This is a genomic window from Parvularcula lutaonensis (genome assembly GCF_014651915.1).
GTDB classification, from domain to species: domain Bacteria; phylum Pseudomonadota; class Alphaproteobacteria; order Caulobacterales; family Parvularculaceae; genus Parvularcula; species Parvularcula lutaonensis.
On the sequence record NZ_BMXU01000002.1, the window covers coordinates 630,602 to 653,006 of the forward strand.

18 protein-coding genes and 1 pseudogene are annotated in these 22,405 nt (G+C 62.8%); 7 read left to right on the forward strand and 12 right to left on the reverse strand.

Features of this window, described 5'->3' with window-relative positions; translation table 11 throughout:
- Positions 1–31: 31 nt before the first annotated feature.
- The 5 genes and pseudogenes from IE053_RS11410 to IE053_RS11430 all read right to left on the reverse strand — a co-directional run bounded on the left by IE053_RS11410 (position 32) and on the right by IE053_RS11430 (position 8,031).
- Positions 32–1,216, reverse strand: coding sequence for a proton-conducting transporter transmembrane domain-containing protein (locus tag IE053_RS11410; RefSeq protein WP_189576089.1), 1,185 nt, complete (start codon positions 1,214–1,216; stop codon positions 32–34).
- Positions 1,213–2,547: a proton-conducting transporter transmembrane domain-containing protein gene (locus tag IE053_RS11415; protein ID WP_189576090.1), complete on the reverse strand. Its 1,335-nt coding sequence runs from the start codon at positions 2,545–2,547 to the stop codon at positions 1,213–1,215. Before IE053_RS11415 ends, IE053_RS11410 begins: the two co-directional genes overlap by 4 nt.
- Positions 2,540–5,485 carry a DUF2309 domain-containing protein gene (locus IE053_RS11420; RefSeq protein ID WP_308430437.1) on the reverse strand — a complete coding sequence of 982 codons (2,946 nt, stop codon included), beginning with the start codon at positions 5,483–5,485 and terminating at the stop codon, positions 2,540–2,542. Before IE053_RS11420 ends, IE053_RS11415 begins: the two co-directional genes overlap by 8 nt.
- A gap of 430 nt (positions 5,486–5,915) precedes the next feature.
- Positions 5,916–7,097, reverse strand: a pseudogene (locus IE053_RS11425) (SulP family inorganic anion transporter); the annotation flags it as partial.
- Positions 7,098–7,602: 505 nt separating this feature from the next.
- Entirely contained in the window at positions 7,603–8,031 is a 429-nt protein-coding gene (locus IE053_RS11430) for a DUF983 domain-containing protein (protein WP_229786193.1), read from the reverse strand.
- 151 nt (positions 8,032–8,182) lie between these two features.
- Here IE053_RS11430 and IE053_RS11435 point away from each other — a divergent pair, with 151 nt between their 5' ends.
- Complete coding sequence (locus IE053_RS11435) at positions 8,183–9,061, forward strand: LysR family transcriptional regulator (RefSeq protein WP_189576092.1); 879 nt, start codon at positions 8,183–8,185, stop codon at positions 9,059–9,061.
- A gap of 391 nt (positions 9,062–9,452) precedes the next feature.
- Here IE053_RS11435 and IE053_RS11440 read toward each other — a convergent pair whose 3' ends face one another.
- On the reverse strand, positions 9,453–10,973 hold the full coding sequence (locus tag IE053_RS11440; RefSeq protein WP_189576095.1) for a bifunctional aminoglycoside phosphotransferase/ATP-binding protein: 1,521 nt from the start codon (positions 10,971–10,973) through the stop codon (positions 9,453–9,455).
- A gap of 1 nt (position 10,974) precedes the next feature.
- The gene (locus IE053_RS11445; protein ID WP_189576097.1) at positions 10,975–11,832 is read right to left on the reverse strand and encodes a universal stress protein; all 858 of its coding nucleotides are present in this window, start codon (positions 11,830–11,832) and stop codon (positions 10,975–10,977) included.
- Positions 11,833–11,960: 128 nt separating this feature from the next.
- Here IE053_RS11445 and IE053_RS11450 point away from each other — a divergent pair, with 128 nt between their 5' ends.
- Positions 11,961–12,746, forward strand: coding sequence for a universal stress protein (locus IE053_RS11450; protein WP_189576099.1), 786 nt, complete (start codon positions 11,961–11,963; stop codon positions 12,744–12,746).
- Between the two features lie 36 nt (positions 12,747–12,782).
- Here IE053_RS11450 and IE053_RS11455 read toward each other — a convergent pair whose 3' ends face one another.
- From IE053_RS11455 to IE053_RS11465, 3 genes are all read right to left on the reverse strand, one after another.
- Positions 12,783–13,931: an acetate/propionate family kinase gene (locus IE053_RS11455; protein ID WP_189576101.1), complete on the reverse strand. Its 1,149-nt coding sequence runs from the start codon at positions 13,929–13,931 to the stop codon at positions 12,783–12,785.
- Positions 13,928–15,313, reverse strand: a complete 1,386-nt coding sequence (locus IE053_RS11460; protein WP_189576104.1) for a bifunctional enoyl-CoA hydratase/phosphate acetyltransferase — start codon at positions 15,311–15,313, stop codon at positions 13,928–13,930. Before IE053_RS11460 ends, IE053_RS11455 begins: the two co-directional genes overlap by 4 nt.
- Positions 15,314–15,440: 127 nt before the next feature.
- Complete coding sequence (locus tag IE053_RS11465) at positions 15,441–16,238, reverse strand: glutaredoxin family protein (RefSeq protein ID WP_189576106.1); 798 nt, start codon at positions 16,236–16,238, stop codon at positions 15,441–15,443.
- A 143-nt stretch (positions 16,239–16,381) separates the two neighbouring features.
- Here IE053_RS11465 and IE053_RS11470 point away from each other — a divergent pair, with 143 nt between their 5' ends.
- From IE053_RS11470 to IE053_RS11485, 4 genes are all read left to right on the forward strand, one after another.
- Positions 16,382–17,107 carry an NAD(P)-dependent oxidoreductase gene (locus IE053_RS11470; protein WP_189576108.1) on the forward strand — a complete coding sequence of 242 codons (726 nt, stop codon included), beginning with the start codon at positions 16,382–16,384 and terminating at the stop codon, positions 17,105–17,107.
- Positions 17,108–17,177: 70 nt separating this feature from the next.
- A complete protein-coding gene (locus tag IE053_RS11475) occupies positions 17,178–17,453 on the forward strand; it encodes a metal-sensitive transcriptional regulator (protein WP_189576110.1) in 276 nt (91 codons plus the stop codon).
- 231 nt (positions 17,454–17,684) lie between these two features.
- Positions 17,685–19,034 (forward strand): proline--tRNA ligase, encoded by a 1,350-nt coding sequence (gene proS, locus IE053_RS11480; protein ID WP_189576112.1) that lies wholly within the window; start codon positions 17,685–17,687, stop codon positions 19,032–19,034.
- 165 nt (positions 19,035–19,199) lie between these two features.
- On the forward strand, positions 19,200–19,595 hold the full coding sequence (locus IE053_RS11485; protein WP_229786194.1) for a helix-turn-helix domain-containing protein: 396 nt from the start codon (positions 19,200–19,202) through the stop codon (positions 19,593–19,595).
- On the opposite strand, the gene gluQRS is transcribed toward IE053_RS11485, so the two are convergent.
- Positions 19,552–20,415: a tRNA glutamyl-Q(34) synthetase GluQRS gene (gene gluQRS, locus IE053_RS11490; RefSeq protein WP_229786195.1), complete on the reverse strand. Its 864-nt coding sequence runs from the start codon at positions 20,413–20,415 to the stop codon at positions 19,552–19,554. The two genes, IE053_RS11485 and gluQRS, sit on opposite strands and share 44 nt — an antisense overlap.
- A 36-nt stretch (positions 20,416–20,451) precedes the next feature.
- Here gluQRS and IE053_RS14500 point away from each other — a divergent pair, with 36 nt between their 5' ends.
- The gene (locus IE053_RS14500) at positions 20,452–20,985 is read left to right on the forward strand and encodes a J domain-containing protein (RefSeq protein WP_229786196.1); all 534 of its coding nucleotides are present in this window, start codon (positions 20,452–20,454) and stop codon (positions 20,983–20,985) included.
- Here IE053_RS14500 and tldD read toward each other — a convergent pair.
- Positions 20,982–22,394 (reverse strand): metalloprotease TldD, encoded by a 1,413-nt coding sequence (gene tldD / locus IE053_RS11500; RefSeq protein WP_189576118.1) that lies wholly within the window; start codon positions 22,392–22,394, stop codon positions 20,982–20,984. The genes IE053_RS14500 and tldD overlap by 4 nt on opposite strands.
- Between the last annotated feature and the right edge of the window lie 11 nt (positions 22,395–22,405).

The following is a 22,405-nucleotide window of genomic DNA, read 5'->3' on the forward strand; positions in this document are numbered from 1 at the left end:
GGCGCCCTCCGTCCGCGGCCGAGACCATTTCCTAGCCGACGACAAAGGAAGCGAAGAACAGTGCGGCGATAGCACTGCACGCGGCCCAATACTTCGCAGGCTGAAGGTCAATACCCCGCTGTTTCTCGGCCGAGCCGTGGCAGAGGAAGAGGAACAGCTTGATGGCCATGATCGCATTGAGAGCGATCACGACAGCCCATCCGACAATGATGACCGGCTCACTCGCAAACCCGCTTTGCAGGATCAGGTCTTCACCGACATAGGTAAGCGAGAGCGGAAAACCGGCCGAAAGAAGCCCGAAAAGAGGGATGGTGTTGGCAAGCCGGGGTGTGCTCTCGAAGCTGCCTGACGGTCGGCTCAGCGACAACCGTCCGCGTCTCGCCTCAAGCGCTCCGATAGCCAAGAGCAGTCCCGGAAGGGCGATCATCATCGCCGAAGCCAGGATGACATCGGATTTCGCGAGTTCCGGCGTCAGCGCTTGGGCATAGGCGAGAAGCGCGAGCTGGCTGCCCATCAAGCCGGCGAGGGCCCTGCGTGCATCCGCCCTGCTCAGGGCGACGAGAGAAGAGAGGATCGCCAGGCTTACGAGGACAAGATGGGCGGCTTGGGATGTTTCGGGCCGAAGGGTTTCGAATCCCGTGATGAACGTGATCTGTACAATGACCAATCCTGCAATGATAGCCGAAGGCAGGCGCTCGAAAAGCCGTCCATACCACGGCGCCAGCGGGAACAGTCCGAGCACGAACGCGAGACCGAAGGCGCCAAAGGCCGAGGCGAGGGGCTCAGTCTCCTGAAATGACCCCGCGAGGAGGAGAAGCGGCCCGAAAGCTGCGAAGGGAGCGACCAACCTGAGATGGCGAAACCCATCATGGCTCGCCACCGCGGCCACGGCGAGCGACACACCGATCAGGGTGAGATCGAGGAGCGCCGACCGAGAGAGGAGCAACGCTGCTGCGAGAATGGCCAGTGAGGCGAGCGTCAAGGACCCCTCCGGCCGTCGAACCCTTCCGGGAAAGAACAGGTTGGCGAGAGCGAAAGCCACCGAGATGGCTAGGCCGAGAAATCCGGTTCTCCAGTCGAGCACGTTTCCGGCAGCTGGACTCATGGCGACGGCGAATCCCGCGGCCATCAGGCCGAAGATACCGTAGAGAACCGACGATCCTTTGACGGACGAAGAATTCGAGGTTGCAAAGACGGCAGTGGCAGATGAGTTCATTGGACAGTTCCCGAAACAGGAGGATGGGAAGGTCGCGAAGTTTGAGATCCCATGAGACGGTCGGCTGCACGGGCGTCGAGACGGTCGAGGCGGCCGACGAGGCCGAGAACACCGAAGACGACCCTGTCGCGCAGCAGGGTGTCGAGCCCGCCGCGCTCGAGGGAGAAGGCGTACCGCCAGCGTGCGAAAGGACCGGGCGTCTCTGCTGACGGCTCGGACCGCAACGGGTGACCGAGCATCTGCTCGAGGTGCTGGTGCTCGTGAAGAAGACTCGGTGCCCGCAGAATCTGCAGGGTACGGACGGCGGCGTGCGCACCGATATGAACGAGCGCAAGGACGTGCAGGCCTAGTCCGACCTCCGCAACGATAATCCCGAGCTGCGTGATTGAGCCATAGGCAAGACGACTCTTCACGTCGGTTTGCACCTGACCCACCATCCGTCCGAGCACGGCTGTCACGAGGCCGATTGCCACGATCGCAGCCGCGACACCCGGATTTGCTTCGATGATCCCGCCTGCCCGGATCAGAAGCAACGGCCCAAGGTGGACCGAGAGCGCGCCGTAGAAGACTGCGCTTGACGGCGTCGGACCTTCCATGGCGCGCGGCAGCCAGCCGCTGACCGGGAACAGGGCCGACTTAGCGGCCGCTGCGAGAAGGAGAAGATACCCGATCGAGGCACTACCCTCGCCGATCCCGAACCAGGAACGCCCTTCGAGGATCGTAAAGCCTGCCGCGTGCAGATGGTGAAGAATGAGTGCCGCGGTAATCAGGCCGACATCGCCAAGCCTGTAGGTCACGAAAGCCCGCAGGGCATTCTTCGCCGGTTTGGGCCGTGTGGTGAAGAACGCAATGAGCAGGACCGACAGCAGGCCAACGATTTCCCACCCTATGGTGAGGATTTCCAGCGTGCCTGCGAAGCTGACGGTTATCAGACCAAGACCGAAGAGGGTCAGGAACAGGTAGAAGCGATGGAACCCCGCCTCCTTGTGAAGGTACCTGCGCGAAAACGCGGCGATGAGCAGCAGGAGACCCACGCTGATGAAGCCGTAGGTCACGGCGACGCTGTCCACGACAAACAGCATCGCGAAATCGTAGTTGCCCTGATGGAACCAGTGTCCCGCATCGATGCGCTGGGGTCCTGACGTCGCCAGGATGAAAGAGAGAGCGATAACGCTGGCCGCCGCTCCGAGCAGGCCGCTGACCGTCATTCGGAAGGTCGCCGCTTCGGACTTGCTGCGATTGAGCGCAAGCCGGAATAGCTGGACGAGGGAACTTGCGAGGAGGCTGGACAGGAGCGTGAGCAACGCGATGGGGGCGAGACCATCAGGCACGGGCAGTGTCCTCCTTCAACGCCTGGATGTGACCGAAACCGAGATGGCCACGAACGCCGCAGAAGAGATCGTGCGAGGCCTCTGCGCTCGGGAAGCCAGCAAGCTCCGGCGTGTGCGGAACGAACTTCCCGTCGTGATAGCGGGCATATTCGCCTGTCTCGGGATGACGGGAGACAAGCTGTATCCATCCATTCCCGACCAAGGAACCGACGATGGCGCTGTCCGCCGCGATCTGTGCAAGACGCTCTGGCATCGCTTCGACGATCGTCAGCAGACGCACGGGCTCGTGAATCTCGACCATCTGCCAGGGCAAGCCGGTTCTCAGGTCCGATGAATGCCCGTCCATCACGCCGATCAGGCCGGATATATTGTGCGGAAGTTTCGTTCCGCACCCGAACTTCACGGGATCGACGAAGCTGAAATAGTATTCGAGGTTGATCCCTGCACCCACCGGTCCCGCCGCTTCGAGGATGGAGGCGAGAACGGCGCCTTCGGCGTCCTGTTCTGGATCGTAGGATATCAGGAATGCGCGCCGGTCGAGGAAGAGGCCGCGCGTCAATGAACGCCTGCCGATGTAGCAAACGGCATTGGTGGCATGGCCGTATTCCGGGCGAGGCTGGGCAAGGTCCTGGGCGTGGGCTTCGGCGATGCGCAGGGCTTCACGCCTTCCGATATTGGCGGGCGCGTCTTCGAACCTGCGGCACCTTTCCTGAGCGTCGCCGAGGCAGGCTTGGGCGAGCGCCTCTTTCATTGCCGCCACGTCCTGGTGATGATGTTCAGGGACGAGGTCCTCGTCGTAGTAAGCCATGCTGTCATCGCATGTGTTGTGATAGCCGCCGATGAACCATGTGGTGTCGGGGATTATTATTCCTTTCTCTGACAAAAGAGACCTGACTTCGGGATGGTTGGCCATCTGCGCAAAGGCGCGGGCATTCGGTCCCCCTCGGCCACCGCCAGTCGCGCCGCAGTCATGCGCCGCTTCGTGAGGGTTATTGAGGCTCGAAGACCCGTGACCGGCAATCAGCACGAGCGGCGCGAAGGGACCCGTCAGGCCCATGCTCGTCAACTGGCCGAAGACGATGTCGGCAGCCTCTTCGAAACTGTAGCCGCGATAAAGACCGTCCGGTGTCGTCTCATTATCCTTGCGGAAGAGAGCGAGCCTCGTCTGCGGAGCATGGTGGTGGCCGTGGGTGGCCTTGTGGTGCGTATGGTGGGCGAAGCGCGGGGCGATGCTGCGGGCAACTAGGTGTGCGCCTTCGACCAGCCCGGCCAGCAGGGCCCATGCACTCCCCAAGAGAAGCGAACGCTCTGACTGTTCTGCGCGAGCAAGGGCAAGGCCCCGCCGCCGGAGAGCGGCCTTGTACCGTTCGGCTTCCTCGCGGTCGACGGGGATCTCCTCGACATAGTGCTGGGGTGTGCGGACGACAGGGCAAAGCGGGCGCGACGTCACATCGTCAAGACCCTTGTACCTCATCGCGACGCCGAAGAAGCCTGCGCAGCCGAAGGTCTCTGTGCCCGGAGCATATTCCTCGAGATGCCGCCGCGTCGATTCCTCTCGTTCGTCCATGCAGAAAACAGCCTGTAGCCGAGGGGCCTCCGGCTTTGCCGTGCCGCAGAGCTCCGTATGCTCGATCATGGCGTCGAGGGTCGCTTGCCGGTGGCGCCGCTCGTAAGCGAGCTGCAGGATCCAGCGGCGCTCGAATGACGAAAAACGAGCTATCCCATCCGTAAAGCCGCGACGCTTTTCTTCGCTCTCCGCCAAGGTGGCAACGAGGTCGAAAGCCTGCGCGGCCACGAACACTTCGAACGCGATCGTCGCGTCCGGCTCGGAGCGCTGTTCCGTCTGGCCAGCGTCCAGCTCTTCCATGAGAGAAGCCGTCTGCAGTCCCAGCTTCCGCGCAGCGCGCCGAATGGCCGCACGGTCGAGCAGGAGAGCGACGGCGAGCCAGTCGGCAAGCTTTGCAGGCAGGGCAAATGCTGGCGCCTTGTCGGCCTCGCGTTCGAATTTCGAGAACATGCCTGCCCAGCCGGGCAGGATCGCGAGGGTTGCCCGGATGACCAATGGCCAGGCACGCCGTGGATAGCCAGACGTCTCTAGGATCGCTTCGACTGCATCCACGCCGCCAGCTTCGGGGAAGGACGCAAAATCGCTTGCAATGCCGTCGAGCCAGGGTTCGCGGAGGACCTTCTTGGTGGTCAGGACCGAGCGGACTGCGCTGTAGAAACCTTCCTGGCGGTTTGGCATCCCGATCTCCGCCACCCCTTGGTCGAGGTAGGCGGCAGAGAGACGGATCAGGACGGGCTTGATCCATTCATCAGTGTCAAGATCATACCTGCGCAGGATGACATCGCGAAGCCGCTCGGGGGTGGATTCATTCGTTTTCGGAGGGACCGAAAGGAGGAGCTGGGACCAGAAAGCCTGAAGCTGCGCAGGGGAAGTTGCACGGGGATTCTGTGCATAGAGCGGAGAGGTCGAGAGCCGCGCCGCAGAACGTGACAGAGGGTGCGGTCGATGGAGGTATTTCTTGTCGTGCAACCACCAGCCGATCGAAGCCTCCGAAGGCGTTTCCAGACCGGATTGCAGGCGCCAAAGAAGGTAAGCCCGTCTCGTGGGGCCTCCCTCGAAAAGCGCCGCGTCGGGATCCTCGACACTTTCGTCGATGGCAGCGAGAAGATCGGATTTCCGTATCCGGCCTTCTTGCCGCGCATCTTCGAATTGCGCCTCCGTCATCAGCGTGGTGGCGTCGAACTCCTTTGCGGCGAGCCGTAAAGCCTCCTTGAACGGAAGATGTTCGAATGCATGCAAGGTATTGTGGTGAACAAAGGCATGCAGCGGCGCTTGGTCGGGCAGGTGGTGCGCTGCCTCGGCCAGCATATCGCTGACCGAGGTTGCAAGGGCGTCCGTCGACGCCCTGTCCGAAACCATATCCAGTGCCATGGCGATCAGGCCGTCCGCAGGTGTGTGGCTGCGGGTGCGTGCTGCGGGGCGTAAGCTTTTCGAGCCCTGTCACCTTGTAATCGACACCCGTGAGGTCGGCGAGAGCCACGTCCACACCGCTGAGGAACGTATGGTCGACAATCTTCGAGCCGCTCACATTCACCGTCAGGGAACGGACAGAATCGGGAAGCTCCGAAGCGGCTTTCTTGATCCTCAACAGGCTCGGGAAGGCTGCGTCTCCATCCACGCGCATGACGGCATGATCGCCCTCGATCCTTGTGACGACCTTGGGAGCGAACAGCGATTTGGGTGTAGCGCCGCGAAGGAAGTGCAGCACGATCTTGAGCAGGAGACCTGCTGCAACACCGATCAACAGGTCGGTCAGAAGGGTGACCACGAGCGTCGTGAGAAACAGTGCCAGCTGGTCACGACCGACTTCGTTCGCGTGCTGCACTTCCTTGGGCGAGGCGAGGCGCAAGCCGACCACCACCAGCATGGCTGCAAGCGCGGAGAGCGGGACGAGCTTGACCAACCCCGGCAGGGCAACGAGGAAAATGAGCAGCATCAGGCCGTGGAAGAAGTTGGCCTTGGAGCTTTGCGCACCCGCGTCGATGCTGGCTTTGGACCGGACAATCTCGGAGATCATCGGAAGCCCGCCCACGAAGCTCGAAAGCATGTTGCCGACCGACACGGCCATGAGATCGCGATTGAGATCGGCAGGTTTTTCCTTCTTCTCGACGATTGAGTCCACCGCGATCACGCTGAGGGTCGACTCGATCATCCCGACCAGTGCGAACATGATGATGTATTTGATCGAGGCCGGGGTGAAGACGACCGAGAAGTCGGGGAAGGCAAAGCCATCGACGATCGAGTCGGGCAGCGGAACGAGATACTGGGGCCCGGTCTCAACGGCCTGTCCAAGCAGGTTGATGGAACCGGCTTCGGTAAACCCGAGCGCGACCGACGCGGCGATCGCACCGACCAGGACGACGAGTTGCGCCGGCACTGCGGCCAACGGGCCCTTTGCAATCATGGGCCATAGGAGAAGGACGGCGAGCGATCCGAAACCGATCAGGGCCACCGCGAGGTTCGCGTGGGCAAGGGAGTTGGGAAGCTCCGCGAGGAGACCGAAGGTTTCATGGGCATGGGGGCTAGCGCCCAGAAGGACGTGGAGCTGCTTGGCGACGATGATGATGCCGATTGCTGCCAACATACCGTGCACGACGGATTTTGACATCGAAATGCCGAGCCCGGCAGTCTTGAAATAGGCCAGGATGAACTGGAGGCCCGCGGCGACGACGCCGACAGCCAGCGCACGCTGGTAGCCGAGCACCATGTCCCCGCCGCCCAGTTCGGTGACCGCACCGAGAGCGATCACGATCAGGCCCGCTGCGGGTCCTTTGATGGTATAGCGCGAGCCACCGAGGAACGAGACGATGCAGCCGCCAATGATAGCGGTGTAAAGCCCCGCGATGGGCGGAAACCCGGAAGCCGCTGCGATTCCCAGGCACAGGGGAAGGGCAATCAGCGAGACAAGAAAACCGGCTTTGGCATCGGCGACCCAGCTTGATGCTTGCGCTGAGCTGCCATTGGCAAGGGAGGTTCGGGACATGGCAAAGGAATTCCAGAGGATATCGGTCACAAGGCGGATGATGCAGAGAGCGAGCTCCGCATACCCATCGAATTTCAGAGGCAGGTGAGGTTTCAGCCCCGGTGGGGCGGCGCCCGAGATCCGCTATCGGCACGCAGGCGCTTGAGGACAACATCCTGCGCTTCCGGTGACGATTGGCATCGGGACCAACCTCGGTGCATGGCGAGCGCGGTTTGCTCTGGAGGGCCCAGATGGTCCGGAAGGTCTTCCGAAAACTCGGCGCTTTCAGCCAGCCAGACGAGGCTGGTGCCTTGGTCATCCTTGTCCTGAGTGACCAAATCCGTCCCGCAGAACAGTCGACCTTCGCTATCTCCAGCAGAGGCCTTGGCCGGCGGTAGCGCCAGCGCAAGGACTGCAATCAAGAGGAGGATGGGTCGAACAGGTGGCATACAGAACGGGTTCAGGCTGTCAGCAAGAAGAGAAGACCGGAACGAGGAAAGAAGTCGTGATCTTCACAGGGACGAATTTAAGTTTCTGCCGGGAGTTCTCCCGGAATGGGAGGGATCGTCGGCGGTGCACAGGCCCCATCAACGACGCGTGATGCGTGTTGGTCGAACCAAAGCAGCCCCAGAAACAACCCTTTGGCACGGGGGAGGATGAACCCTGCCAGAACCAGCGCCAGCATGGGCCAGCCAATGCTCGACACGGCGGGAGGCAGTATATCGGCTGCTTCGATCGGAATCACGAAGGGGACGAGCAAATGCCCGACGATCAGGATCGTGAGCCACGGCGCTGCATCGTCCGATCGAAGGTGGCCAAGCGGTTCACCGCAGCTTGTGCATTTTTCGGCGGGCTGCAGGTATCGCCGCAGCAGGCGTCCCTGGCCGCAGGCCGGGCACTTGCCTAGCGCGCCCTTCCCGGCCGCTTGAAGCCGTGTCGACCGTTCCAACGCCATGCGGATACCTTCCTTCGACAAATCACCAGAGGCCGTCGCCGGGCACGGCTCCCCGATGTTAGATGATCGGCCATGCTGCACGGCACAAACGAAAACTTCTTGACGCTGATATCGACCGCATCGATAGAAAGCGCGAGCAGGGGACCTTCCATTGGATATCGAGCTCGCCCGGACATTCCTTGTCGTCGCCGAAACACGCAATTTTGTCCGAGCAGGCGAGCAGTTGTTCGTCACGCAATCGACCGTAAGTGCCCGGATCAAGTCGCTTGAAGAGCAGCTTGGCCGGACCCTCTTCGTCCGGAACAAGGCCGGTGTGACGCTGACCTCGGCAGGGGAGCTTTTCAAGAAGCACGCTGCCACCCTGGTCCATGTTTGGGAACATGCGAAAAGCGAAGTTTCCATCCCGGAGGGCCATTCTGATGTCATTGCGATCGGCGCACGCTTCGGGATATGGGATCCGATCCTGCTGGAATGGCTGGGCCGGATGCGGCGCGAGTACCCTGCTATTGCGGTGCAGTCGGAGATCGGGATGTCGGATACCCTCACCCGGCGGATGGCCGAGGGCACCCTCGATATCAGCGTGATGTATTCCCCGACCAGCTTGCCAGCGTTGAAAGCCGAGCCCCTGTTCCAGGAGGAGCTGGTCTTGGTGTCGACACAGCGCCAGACGAGCCCGGCTCTTCCCGATGACTATGTTCATGTCGACTGGGGAGGGGACTTCCGGCGGAAGTTCGGCCTGGCATTTCCCGAGCGGCAAAGCCACGGCCTACGGATCAACCTCGGCGTTCTTGGTCTGTCGTTCATCAAGCGGCATGGCGGGTCAGCATATTTTCCCAAACGACTGGTCGAACGGGACCTCGCCGCCGACGCGTTGTTTGAGGTCCCGAAAGCGCCAAGGATCAGCTTCCCCGCATTCGTTGTCTGGCCAGCGGAACAGGTAACAGAGGCGGTTTCAGAGGCAGTGCGTGTACTGAAGGAGGTGGCGGAGAACGGTTTGCCTGGTTCTTGGCCGAACGGCGAGCGCCCCTGATCTATCGCCAACATCGATAGCAACGATCAAATCATTTCGTTTTTCTCCGACCCCCGTGACTTCTATTGTTCCGAAGCAAGTTGCTGAACACGGGGCTGGCAGTCCTCTTCCGACATTCGCTGCCTCCTCGGTCCGGCAAACCAGAGCATGTGGTGGTCAGCAAGGAAGGTTCGGACCCCTTACGTAGCAAACCCCGGTCCTCGACGGGGAAACCTCCGGACGCTTTCCCTGACCACCACATCCGCCCGTCCCGCCTATGCCGGAAGCGACGCTCTGTCCGGTGGGCATGATTGTGCGGTTGCCAAAAGGATGCGACGCGTCAAGGCCCGTGCCGAAAACCTCATTGGGCGGAATGGCTGCGTTGCCGCTCGTCTCCTGCGCCGTGGAGGCTTCAGATCTCATGGGTAGGGTCGTAGACCTCTTGGGTGCGTTCTATGGGATTGCCGAGAACGCATTCCGCGACCCTAGCCGTGACGGTTTCGGGGTCTGCGTCGGCATCGATCAGGATGAACTCGTCCGAGGGCGGCGTTTTTCTCTGGCGTTTCATGACGGCGGCGTCGGCGTCCGAAGCGTCGCCGTGACGCCTCCCCAGCCTGCGTGCGAGAACGGCTTCGGGTGCGTCGAGCCAGACCTTGATGGAGAACGGTTCGACAAGATCCGCAGGCGGCAGGTCCTCGCCAGCCAAGGCCACGTCGAGGATCACCGGCCACTTGCCGACCAGTATTTCCGCTTCGAATCGGCAGGTCTCGTAGACCGCTTTCTTCGAAGACTCCGTATACGCATCGCTGGTGATCGTCTCCTCAGGCATCAGGCCGGCGAGACGTTTGCGCACGACGTCACTGCGAATATGCAGGGCACCGGGCGGCGGCCCCATCATCGAGGCGAGCCGTTCGGCCACCGTCGTTTTGCCCGTGCCCGACCGTCCGGCGATCAGCACGGACTTGGGCAGGAGCGGCTGCTGGAGGAAGGCGAGGGCTGTGCGCAGGTAAGCCGCCGCCCGTCTGGGGTGTTGCGAGGCTGCCTCGGCCATCGCCCTGATCGCGGCTCGGAGCGAGCAATAAGCAGGAAGGAGGAGCCAACCTCCGTAGTCTGAGGACAAAGCGACGTAACGGTTGGCGACTGCGTTCGCCTCATGCCAATGGCCCGCATGCCACAGGTCGGACACGAGAAAGGCGAGGTCGTAGAGGGGGTCGATCTGGACGAGACTGTCGTCGAACTCCAGCGCGTCATAGGCGAGAAGCTCACCCTTCCAGAGGCAGAGATTCTTGAGGTGCAGGTCGCCATGACAATGCGCGAGAAGCCCGTTCCGTCCGCGTATATCGAGAGCATCCGTCTCGCGGTGGATCAAGGCTTCGATCTCCCAGGCCCAAGTTTTCACGCTGTTGGCTTCGCGGCCCGAAAGGCGCCTTGAGAGATCGGACGCGATATTGCGGGCAAGCGTCCTGAACGTGTCAGGCCAGGTATCGAGCCGCAGCCTGGGCGTCTCGTCATGGCTGGCAAAAAGCCTGTCGGTGAACCGGATCAGCTTCGAGGGAGGCAGCCTGCCCTCGGTGAGGGCCCTGTCGGCGCGGTCCTCCTCGTCAAAGCTCCGCATATGGACGACCCAGTCCACGGGATCGCTGTCGTCGCCGATCAGCGCCTTGTCGCCGGAGATCGTCACCGGTTCGACGCCGAGATAAAGCTCAGGCGAATACCGCCGGTTGACGGATAGCTCCCTCTCGCAACCCTCCTTGCGCTTCTCTGCCGTGCTGTAGTCAACGAAAGACAGCCTGACCGGCTTCTTCAGCTTGTAGGTGTCCAGGCTATCCACGAAAACGTGCGAGAGATGGGTCTCGTGGTGCGTGGCTCCGGGAAGCGCCTCCCGGAGCAGCTGGGCGGTGTTTCCGGCATCCTCGCTGCGGACGGATGCCACCTCAATGGGCCAGGAGGACTGGTAGCGGAGGGTTCGTCAGCGCCCGGCGCGTCATGCTACCGAGGAAGAGCTGCCGCCATCGCGGTCGGGAGAACGCGCCGAGGACGAGCAAGTCGGCATCGACTCTCTGGGCCTCATCCACGATAAGGTCATCGGTATGCTGATCGGAACGGTCGATATTGTGTCCTTCCGCATCGACACCCTTCGACCGAAGGAAGGTGGCGGCATCGTCTGCCGAGGGCCATTCGCGGTGCTTTTCACGAACAGTCACCACGTGGACGGACTTTGCCGCAGAAAGGAAAGGCATCGCGAATTGGATCGCTCGACTAGCCTCGACGCTGCCGTTCCAGCCGACGACAACCCGTGACGGGGGAAGGGTCGCCGCGCTTTGAGGGACGACCAAGAGCGGCGAAGGCGCCTGGGTCAGGAGATCCTCGGCCATGACCGTCATCCAGTGCGACATCGGCTCGTGACCAAGGGCGATCACGCTGAGATCGGCCAGCCGGCCGAGCTGCCCGAAGATGATGCTGCGGTCGCCGCGGAAATCTTGCCAGGTCGCGACAACCCCTTTGTGCTTGAACGCATCCTCCGGCTGCGCGGTCTCGATCCCGTGCCGCGCGCACAGCTCATAGAATTCCGCCTTCAGCCTCTCCCGCCGCGCTTGGACTTCGGCTTCGTAGGATTTCAGCGTCGCAGGCTGCCAGTAGACCTCGGAGGCAACATTGGCCGGCAAAGGATCTTCGCAATAGGCGACGGCGATCTGGCTTCGCTGTTTTTCCGCGATCGGCAGTGCCGCCTCGAAGCTGAGCCGCAGCTCGTCTTCGGTCACGGCAGGAATGAACAGAACGTCATAGGGCATGGTGTGCATCTCCCTTTGGCCATGGATGCCATTCTAGACTTCCCTAGAGACCGCGAACATTGATCTCGCTCAGGCCGAACGCCGCCGAAGCCTGCCAAGTTCCTCAACAATGCCAGGGGAGTTGCAGCATGACGGATCATGCCATCAGGACCATCCTAGCCGGAACGGACCTCACCGATGAAAGCCGCGAAGTGATCCCGCGGGGCCTGCAACTCGCGAAGCAGTTCGGTGCTCGCCTCCGCGTCGTCCATGTCCTCGATGACAATGGCGCGGCGCATCAGGAGGAGCGGCGCCGCGTTGCGGACGAGAGGCTGGCGAGGGACATCAGGGAGGCAGGCTGCGAAGGTGTCGAAACCGCGTTCGATATCGGCGAGGGATTGCCCGGACCGTTCCTCTGCGATGTGCTCGATGAGGGCGGCGACCTTGCGATCATCGGCTATCACCGCGATCGTGCCCTGGAGGCTCCGCAGCTCGGCTCGACGATGCGGTACCTGCTCACCCATACCGGCAAGGATGTTCTCGTTGTGAAGGAGGAGGGTGAGACGCCCTACAGCTCCGCGCTCATTGCCTGGGATGGAGAGAAGGCCCTCCCCGCCGTGGTGGAGCGGACCCGCGCCTACGCTCCTGATGCGGACATCCTCGTCATGGTCGATGTGCCGACCGCAGCACAGGTCCCCGAGATGGAAGAGAAGCTCCGGGACATGATCGCAGGCACCCTGCCTGACGGGTCCCTCCTTGTTCGGAGCGGTTCGGTCCTGTCGAGCCTGCGCGCGTTGGTCGACGAGAAGCGGGTTCCGCTGCTTGTCATGCCGACGCGGGGGAACCAGGGCGGCGCGCTCGGTTACATGGCGTCTGAAATCCTCGGCCAACGACTTTGTGACACGCTTTGCCTGCATGAGAGCGTCGGCCTTTGAGCGGACGGCCGCAGGGAGAATCTGACACGGCCGCGGTCAGGCACCTGTCGCGAGGATGGCGGCTGCGTCGCGGCGAATGGTCTCTTCTTCGTCCGTGGGAATGACCAACGTTGTGGCCTTCGCGCCGTCGGCGGAGATATCGGTTTGGCCTGAGGCGTTCCTTTCCTGGTCGATGGAGACGCCTAGGAAATCGAGGCCAATGGTGATCCGCTCACGGATTTCTGTCGCATTCTCTCCGATCCCGCCAGCGAAGACCAGCGCATCAATCCCGCCGAGGGCCGCCGCCATTTCCCCAATGCCAATCCGGACGCGATGGCAGAAATAGTCGAGCGCCTCGGCGACAAGCGGATCGTCCTGCCGGGCGAGAAGTTCCGGCATGTGACCGCTCAATCCCGACAGGCCCTTGAGACCTGATTCCCGATAGAGCGCCCGCTCCAGCTCGTGCACCGGCCAGCCTTGCTGATCGATGAGATACAGCAAGACCCCCGGATCGATATCGCCGCATCGGGTCGCCATCGGAAGGCCATCGAGGGCGGTGAATCCCATGGTCGTCGCGACGCTCCTCCGTCCACGGATCGCGCACAGGCTCGCGCCGCTGCCAAGATGGGCCGCGACAATGCGCGGCTCTTTCTGAGAAAGATGCCGTGCTGCCGCGCCTGCGAGGTAATCGTAGGACAGGCCGTGGAATCCGTAGCGCCTGACGCCCTGATCGAGGATTTTCCGGGGCAGGGCATAGAGCTGGACGTGCGCGGGTTGGCTGCGGTGAAAGCTCGTATCGAAGCTCGCCGTCTGGACCGCGCCGGGCAGGTGACGCTTCGCGGCCGCAATGCCTTCGAGCGCGCTTGGCTGGTGCCCCGGTGCGAGGGGCGACAGGGCCCGGATTTGCTCAACGGCTCCGTCATCGAGGAGAGCTGGCCCCTCGAACACGCTTCCTCCGTGAACGACCCGGTGCCCGACTGCATCGATGCATGCACCGGGGACTTCCCGGCCCACCCATTCGAGGATCAGCGAAATGGCGTTGTCGATGGAGCGGACCTGCGGGACCTTTTCGCGGATATCGCCGATGGCGAGAACGGGTTCATCCGGAAAGCTCTTGATCTGACCACGGAGCATCCTTGAGTGATCCCGGTAAAGCGCGAACTTCACGCTCGAAGAGCCGGTGTTCAGCGTCAGGATCGTGGTCATCGTTTCGTCGCTGCCCGGAGGTAGCTGGCAAGGGCGCAGCTCGCCCGTCTGGGCAGACGTCCTTCTGCCCGGCTCGTCAGGATGATCGGCACGGCGGCACCAAGGACAATGCCGGCCGCGACGGCACCGCCGAGGTAATCGAGCTCCTTCGCCATGATGTTCCCCGCTTCAAGGTCGGGAACGAGAAGGATATCCGGATCGCCCGCCACTTCGGACCTCAGGCCCTTGACCCGCGCGGCTTCCGGCGAGATGGCGTTGTCAAAAGCGAGGGGGCCATCGGCGATCACACCGCTGATCTGTCCGCGTCCGGCCATCTTGCAGAGGCTGGCGGCATCGACGGTGGAAGCGATCGCGCCTGTGACCGTCTCCACCGCTGAGAGGATTGCGGCCTTTGGCGTCTCGATCCCCAGCGCCTGCGCGAGGGTGACGGCGTTGCGCAGGATGTCCGCTTTCTGGTCGAGGTTCGGAGCGATGTTCACGGCAGCATCGGTGATGAGCAGGAGCTTGTGATAGCTCGGCGCATCCATCACGAAGACGTGGCTCAGTCGCCGCTCGGTCCTCAGGCCGTAATTGCGGTTGAGAACCGGCGTGAGAACTTCATCCGTGTGAAGGGCGCCCTTCATGATTGCATCGACCTGGTGCTCTCCCGCCAGCCTGGCGGCGGTATCGCCTGCCGCATGGCTGTGGGGTACGTCGATAATCTCGATTCCGTCGAGGGAGAGACCGACCGCTTCGGCGGCGGCTTCGATCTTGGCCCGCGGCCCGACGAGGACCGGCTCGATCGTGCCGTCTTCGCGCGCGGCGAGGGCACCTTCGAGGCTGACGGCACCGACCGGGTGGACGACCGCGACCCGCAAGGCGGGCAACGTCTTCGCTCCGTCGATCAGGGCCTGGAGCCTCTCGCCGCGTTCGGGGAGGATGAGGGCCGGGACTTCGGGTTCAGCGACCTCGATGGGCTCGCGAGGGGCGATGACGTCTGCCTCCCCGGAAAGGACTTTCTTGCCGTCCTGGTTGGTGACCCAGCAGGAAAGATGGACCGTCCGTCCGTCATCGGACTTCCCGGTCACCTTGACGGTGACACGTAGTGTATCGCCGACCTTCACGGGGGCGAGGAAGTTGAAGGATTGCGACTTGTAGATCGTTCCGGGGCCGGGGAGCTTGGTGCCGAGGAGGGCCGACACCAGTGCGCCGGTCCACATGCCGTGACCGATCACCTCCCGGAAAACGGTTCCGGCGGCAAAGCCGTCGTCGAGATGCGCCGGGTTGATGTCGCCCGAAACGCCCGCGAAGGCGAGGATGTCCCGCTGGGTCAGCGTCCTTTCGAGGACGGCCTCGTCGCCGACCGAAATCTCGTCGAACATCTTGCTACGGAGGGTTGTCATGCAGTGTCTCCTGTTGGGATAGAGACTAGACGCCCCTGGGCCCCGTTGACGATCATTCTAAGCAGTCGCTCCGGAGGAGAGGCGCTGGAGCAGCACGTGCTTCCGCGCAGGGGCCTGATCCATGGTTCTAGAGGAACAGGATCTTGAGCGGCATCCAGATCCCCATGGCCATCATGACCAGGTTCTCCGTCAGGCTGACGAAGCCGAGCGGGACATTGGTATCGCCACCGACGCAGGCGCATTTCAGGTCGCGCTTGTCGACATAGACGGCCTTGTAGACCGATGCGGCACCGATGCTTCCGATGGCAAGCGCGATAGGCGAGCCGATCAGGGCGAAGGTCCCTCCAGCAATCATGAGGACCGCCGCCAGCCCCTCCGCAAACGGATAGATATACGCATAGGGGACCCACCGCTTCGCCAGCAGGTCATAATTGATGAACATGGTCGAAAAGCTCTCGACATCCCGGAGCTTCTGGATCGCAAGGACTGCCATCGAAAACGCAGCGAACCATTCGATCCCGCGCAGCGACACAACCTTGCCCGTCGCCACGAAGCTCGCGGCCCATGCCATCAACGCACAGACGCCGAAGATCACCAGCACCGGGGTGTAGGTCTTCTCGTCCTTCTTCTGGGCGAAGGAGCTGTCGAAATATGCTTTCAGCGCATCGTAACCGCCGATCCGCTCGTCGCCGATGAAGGTCTGCGGCGTGGTTTCGACACCGTATTTCTCCTTGAACGCTTCGGTTTCCTCACGCGTCCGGAGAGGGTGGTCCTCCACCGTGAAGCCATGCTTTTCGAGGAGCCACTTCGATTTGATACCGTAGGGGCAGACATGCTTGTCCATGACCATCCGGTAGAGCCGAGCGGTCTTCGCCTGCGTGGTGGTGGCGTCGGGATCTGTCCGGATTTCGGTCGTCGTGCTCATGCAAACTCCTAACCCCCTAGGGGTATAAATTCCAGGCGGCTGTTTCAAGTCCAACACGCACAGTGCGGCGATCGGTTTCCTGTGCCAGAGGAACGCTCTCGATCAGGTTTTTGTTCTGCTCTTCCGCTAAACAGAGACTGGCCATGACCGATCCCAACCACGATATCGTCGTTTTCGGAGCATCGGGCGTGACCGGCCAACACGTCCTCCGCCAGGCCCGTCATCGGGACCTGCGGGTCCTCGCCGTCCATCACACGATCCCCGAAGGCGCCCGAGATGACGATCGCATCACCCATGCTTCCGCCGATGTGCTGTCCGATGACCTGGCGGATCTCTGCGCGCTCGGGAGAAGCATCATTTCCTGCCTCGGCGTCGCCTTTTCCCCCTCCGCGGCGATTGATCCTCCGCCGCTTTACAGCAAGGGAACGAAGGCCATCATCGACGGCATGAGACGGGCTGCTCGCAATCGCCTTGCCGTCATTTCCGCGGCATTCGTCGATCATCAGGAGATCCTGCCCGACTGGTTCCGCGCGAGCGTGATCCCCGCTCTCGGAGCCATCATCGACGACATGCGCGCGATGGAGCGGACCGTGGAGGAGTGCGGCCTCGCCTGGACCATCGCCCGTCCGGGATGGCTGCTAGACCGTCCGAAGACCGATGATTACGAGGTCGGGGACGGTGTCCTTCACGAAGGCTGTTTGCGCACTCGCAACGCCGATCTTGCCGAGGTCATGCTGATGGCGGTCGCGGATGGCCGATGGGTTGGGGGACGACCTTCTCCTGCCCGGCACGAAAGCGACTTCGATGAGAGCCCCGCCGCCCTTGCGCGCGAGTTCGGCACGATGGCTGTCGATGCGCTGAAGGGCTGATCGCTCCGCCCCAGCTGTTGCGCGGGGGGTATACTGGCGCCAAGATCGTGCGCCGCCACGAGAGACCGCGATGAACGACGATACGAAACTGAGCGCGCGCCGCAGGCTGGCCCGGATCGAGGGCCAGGTGCGCGGCATCGCCAAGATGATCGAGGATGACCGCTACTGCATCGACGTCGTGCGCCAGATCCAGGCGGTGAAGGCGGCTCTGGGCGGGGTGGAGAAGCTGGTGCTGGACGATCACCTCGACACCTGTGTCGAGAATGCGCTGACATCGGATAATGTCGACCAGCGCCGGGAAAAGGTCGAAGAACTTGTCGCCGTCCTCGGCGGACGCAAACGCTAGGTCGGCTCCAAACCGCCTGATCGACTCACTGGTCCCGGTCCCGAGGGTGTCCTACGGCTTTTCTAGCGCGGCTGGCTGCGCGGAAGGCCTGTAGAGGCAACCATCGCCCATGGCGTCCGGGCCGGACTCCGGCGGCCCGATCCTTGTGAAGAAGGCCGCCGCTCGCGAGCCGAGCCAATTGCAGTCCGGGGGCACCGGCCTTAAGCGGTGGCGAAGAAAGGTTTGGCATCCATGCGTCTCAGTCGTTTCTACCTGCCCACGCTCAAGGAAACTCCCGGCGAAGCGCAGATCGCATCGCACCGCTTCATGCTGCGTGCGGGAATGGTCCGCCAGCAGGCGGCGGGCATCTATGCCTGGCTGCCCCTTGGCCTGCGGGTGCTGAAGAAGATCGAAAGGATCGTTCGCGAGGAACAGGAGCGTGCGGGGGCCATCGAACTCCTGATGCCGACGATCCAGCCGGCGAGCCTTTGGGAGGAATCCGGCCGCTTCGACGCCTACGGGCCGGAAATGCTTCGGATCAAGGACCGCCACGACCGCGACATGCTGTTTGGTCCGACCAATGAGGAAATGATCACGGACATCGTCCGGTCTTCGATCAAGAGCTACAAGCAGCTCCCCAAGATGCTCTACCACATCCAGTGGAAGTTCCGGGACGAGTTGCGGCCCCGCTTCGGGGTCATGCGCGGGCGCGAGTTCCTGATGAAGGACACCTACAGCTTCGATGCGTCCCCGGACGATGCGCGCAAGAGCTACCTCAAGATGTTCGCGGCCTATCTGCGCACCTTCCGCCGTATGGGTCTCGAAACCGTGCCCGTCAAAGCCGACTCCGGCCCTATTGGCGGTGACCTGACCCACGAATTCGTCGTCCTCGCCGAGAATGGCGAGAGCGATGTTTTCATGGACAAGGCGCTGATCGGCAAGCCGGTTCCCGATGCCGGGACGGATTTCGACGGCGACCTCGAGGGGATCTTCAGCGACTGGACGTCGCTCTATGCGGGTACGGACGAAGTCCATGACGAGGAGGCATGGTCCAAGGTGCCGGAGGACCGCAGGCTTTCGCTTCGCGGCATCGAAGTAGGTCACATCTTCTGTTTCGGAACCAAGTATTCCGCGCCGATGCGCGCCCGTGTCCAGAACGCCGAGGGCAAGGAAGTGGACATGGAGATGGGCTCCTACGGTATCGGTGTCTCGCGGCTTGTTGGTGCGCTGATCGAAGCGCACCACGACGAGGATGGGCCCAAATGGCCGATGTCGGTCGCGCCGTTCCACGTCGGGCTCATCAACCTTCGGGCAGGAGACGAAGCCACCGACAAGGCCTGCGCCGAGATCGAGGCCGCGCTCGAAGCGGCTGGGGTCGAGGTGCTCTACGACGATACCGCCGACCGCGCAGGCGAGAAATTCGCGCGTATGGACCTCTGCGGCCTGCCGCACCAGCTCGTGGTCGGCCCCCGAGGGCTCGGCCAGGGCGAGGTTGAATGGAAGGACCGGGCCACTGGCGAGAAGTCCAACCTGAAACTCGATGAAGCTGCGAACCGGATCGCTTCGCTGGTCAAGACGGAGCTCGATCGGCTGGCGCAGTGAGCAAAGATCACAGGTTTTGTCCGAGTATTGACGAAACCTGAACGCCAGCACCCCCTTTTAAGACAAAAAACATCACGCCGGGTTCGGAAATGTTATCCACACGGTGTTTCTTTCCTTTAATGTCGAGGGCGAAGGCATTGTTTTGTTTTAAGGGGAGGGCCGCTCGTGATCCGCACAGGTGAACAACCGCAAGATCCGGCCGATTGGAAGAAAGCCGCAGAGATCGTCGTCAGCGTCACGGCACGGGCGTTCGGTGTGCCGCAGGATTCCCTGCTCGCAAAAACGCGCAGCACGGCTGACGTGGCCTATGCCCGCCAAGTTGCAATGTATCTCGCCCATGTGGTGTTCGGCGGTAAATACCAGGACGCCGGCAAGCCCTTTGGCCGTGAACGGACGACCGTGGCCTATGCGTGTAGCCTGATCGAGGACGATCGCGATGATACCGATTTCGACCGGAAGCTCGACGTGCTCGAAGATTGCGTCGAGCGTCTTTGGTTTGTCGAGCGCCTGCGCGTGGTCAGGTCCTTCCAGGCTCCGCGCCGACGTTCAGTCGCCGCCTGATCTCGTCGGGGCTGACCCCTTCTTCCCTCAGTGAGCGGAGCGTCGCGGCCTTGTCGCGCTTGGCGAGCCGTTTGCCATCGGGTCCGAGGATCAGGCGATGGTGCCGGTAGACCGGCGCCGGCAGGCCGAGTAGTTCCTGGAGCAGCCGGTGGAGCGGCAAGGCGTCGGCGAGATCCTCGCCGCGCCAGACCAGGCTCACCCCCTGCGCCGCGTCATCAATGACCGAAGCGAGGTGATAGCTGGTCGGGAAGTCCTTCCGTGCCATTACGGCATCGTCCAACGCTGCGAGGTCGAAGCTCCGCTCTTCCGCCGCGCCCGTCTCGTCCGATAGGGTCGCGCCGATTTCTCGCCTGCCGAGCGTGTCCATGGCGGCACGGATATTCAGCCGCCAGGCGAAGGCTTTCCCTTCTGCGAGCATCGCCTCTTCCTCGTCAGGGGGTAGGGGAGCGGTCAGTGGTTCCTTGGCACCCGGCCCATGAGGCGCCGAGGCAATCGCCGATAGCTCCGCCCGCGTCTTGAAGCAGCGGTAGACGAGCCCGCGCGCCGCGAGATCCGCGACGGCGTCCTGATAGATCCCGAACCGCTCCGACTGCCTGACAACAGGCCCGTCCCACGACACACCGAGCCATTTCAGGTCATCGAAGATTGCCTGTTCGAATTCCGGACGGCTCCGGCCCTGGTCGATGTCTTCGATACGAAGGCGGAAAACTCCTCCGAACTTTCGCGCGGAATCATGGTTAAGAAAGAGTGAATAAGCGTGACCAAGGTGAAGATACCCGGTCGGAGAGGGCGCGAAGCGGGTGACGGTCTCTTGCGGCACAGCCCCTGCATAGGGGTTGTTAAGAAAGGAACAACCATGTTCGAAGCCGTCAAAGCGAAGAAAAGCACGACCCCGCGACAGGTCCGCATCGCCTTGCGCGATGGCCGCGTCATGTCGGGCGTCCTGCACCTCAAGCCGACTGACACCGCGTCGTCGCTTCTGGCCAAGGCGATGCCGTTCCTGACCATCCGCACATCGCGAGGCGAGATCGCAATCAACCGCGCCGACATCGCCTCCTTCGAGGTGGGAGGCACGGCGGCGCAGGATCAAGCCGCTCCGAAGCCTGCCAACGACAAGGCGCACGCGGCCCATGCCCGGCCGATCGCTCCTGCGAAGGCGCAGTGGGGTTTCGATCCCTGCCGCATCCTCGATGTCCGGCCGGGGGCCTCGCGCGAAGAGCTCAAGGCAGCATGGCGCAAGCGCATCTCCGAGTGCCACCCGGACAGGGTCAGCGCCCGCGGCGCCAGCGAAGATGTCGTCAAAGCGGCCCAGCGCCAGGCCGCGCTCGTCAACTCGGCCTACCAGACGCTGCTGGCCATGCGTCCCCGAAAGAACGCGGCTGCGGCTTAGCCTGAGCCGCCTACCGTGATGGCGTCGATCTTCAGTGAAGGCTGGCCGACGCCGACGGGCACGCCCTGACCGGCCTTTCCGCAGACCCCGATGCCCGGATCCAGCTCGAAATCGTTGCCGATCATCGAGATCCGCTTCATCACAGTGGGCCCGTCGCCGATCAGGGCCACGTTCTTGAGCGGCGCGCCGAGCTTGCCGTCCTTGATCCGGTAGGCCTCGGTGCAGTTGAAGACGAATTTGCCGCTGGTGATGTCCACCTGACCGCCGGCGAAGTTCACGGCGAAGATCCCGTCCTTGACGCTCTCGATCAGCTCGGCCCGCGGCTTGTCACCGCCCAGCATGAAGGTGTTGGTCATGCGCGGCATCGGCGCGTGCTGATGGCTTTCCCGTCGGCCATTGCCCGTGGGCTCGACGCCCATCAGGCGCGCGTTCATCCGGTCCTGCATGAAGCCGACGAGCCTGCCGTCCTCGATCAGGGTCGTGCGCGAGGTCGGGGTGCCTTCGTCATCCACGGTGAGGGAGCCGCGGCGGCCTTCGATCGTCCCGTCATCGATCACCGTGACACCATCCGCTGCCACTTTCTCGCCGAGAAGACCCGCAAAGGCGGAAGTCTTCTTCCTGTTGAAGTCCCCTTCGAGGCCATGGCCGACCGCTTCATGGAGGAGGACGCCCGTCCAGCCCGAGCCGAGCACCACTTCCATCTCGCCCGCAGGCGCCGCCTCGGCCCGGAGATTGACCAGCGCCATACGCAGCGCCTCGTCGATCTGGCCCTGCCAGAACGAAGGCTCCATCAGCCGGTCATAGGTCTCCCGACCGCCAGCGCCGGTGGAGCCGGTCTCCCGCCGGTCGCCTTCCTGGGCCGTGACGGAGACATTGAGCCGGACCAGCGGCCGCACGTCACGGACGATCAGCCCACCCGGCCGGACGATCTCGACATTCACCCATTCTCCCGACAGCGAGGCCGAGACCTGGCAGACCCGCGGGTCCTTGGCGCGGGCATAGGCGTCGATGTCCTGCAGAAGCTTGGTCTTTACCTCGAAGGGCACCGCCGAGAGCGGATCGTCCGAGGAGTAGAGGTGCCGGTTCGTCTTCGGAGGCGGTGCGGCCAGCGTGCCGCCATGCCCCGCTTTCACCGCTTTCACCGCTGCCGCCGAGCGTTTCAACGCCGCTTCTGACAGCTCCGACGCATGGGCAAAGGCCACTGTCTCGCCGAGCACCGAGCGCAAGCCGAAGCCCTGGCTCATGTCGTAGCTCGCATTCTTCAGCCGTCCGTCGTCCCAGACGAATGATTCGCTCTGGGCGTATTCGAGGAACAGCTCGCCATCGTCCGCGTGGCCAAGCGCTTCATCGATGATCGACCGGGTCCGCGATTCGTCGAGGTCGGTTTCGGAGAAAAAGAAGGAGCTCATGCAATCTGTCT

What these genes read in the sequence shown, in the direction of transcription:
- IE053_RS11410 (WP_189576089.1), bottom strand. Translation starts at nt 1,216, where the DNA reads ATGAACTCATCTGCCACTGCCGTCTTTGCAACCTCGAATTCTTCGTCC.
- IE053_RS11420 (WP_308430437.1), bottom strand. Translation starts at nt 5,485, where the DNA reads ATGGCACTGGATATGGTTTCGGACAGGGCGTCGACGGACGCCCTTGCA.
- IE053_RS11430 (WP_229786193.1), bottom strand. Translation starts at nt 8,031, where the DNA reads ATGGCGTTGGAACGGTCGACACGGCTTCAAGCGGCCGGGAAGGGCGCG.
- IE053_RS11445 (WP_189576097.1), bottom strand. Translation starts at nt 11,832, where the DNA reads ATGCCCTATGACGTTCTGTTCATTCCTGCCGTGACCGAAGACGAGCTG.
- IE053_RS11450 (WP_189576099.1), top strand. Translation starts at nt 11,961, where the DNA reads ATGACGGATCATGCCATCAGGACCATCCTAGCCGGAACGGACCTCACC.
- IE053_RS11455 (WP_189576101.1), bottom strand. Translation starts at nt 13,931, where the DNA reads ATGACCACGATCCTGACGCTGAACACCGGCTCTTCGAGCGTGAAGTTC.
- IE053_RS11460 (WP_189576104.1), bottom strand. Translation starts at nt 15,313, where the DNA reads ATGACAACCCTCCGTAGCAAGATGTTCGACGAGATTTCGGTCGGCGAC.
- IE053_RS11465 (WP_189576106.1), bottom strand. Translation starts at nt 16,238, where the DNA reads ATGAGCACGACGACCGAAATCCGGACAGATCCCGACGCCACCACCACG.
- IE053_RS11470 (WP_189576108.1), top strand. Translation starts at nt 16,382, where the DNA reads ATGACCGATCCCAACCACGATATCGTCGTTTTCGGAGCATCGGGCGTG.
- IE053_RS11475 (WP_189576110.1), top strand. Translation starts at nt 17,178, where the DNA reads ATGAACGACGATACGAAACTGAGCGCGCGCCGCAGGCTGGCCCGGATC.
- proS (WP_189576112.1), top strand. Translation starts at nt 17,685, where the DNA reads ATGCGTCTCAGTCGTTTCTACCTGCCCACGCTCAAGGAAACTCCCGGC.
- IE053_RS14500 (WP_229786196.1), top strand. Translation starts at nt 20,452, where the DNA reads ATGTTCGAAGCCGTCAAAGCGAAGAAAAGCACGACCCCGCGACAGGTC.
- tldD (WP_189576118.1), bottom strand. Translation starts at nt 22,394, where the DNA reads ATGAGCTCCTTCTTTTTCTCCGAAACCGACCTCGACGAATCGCGGACC.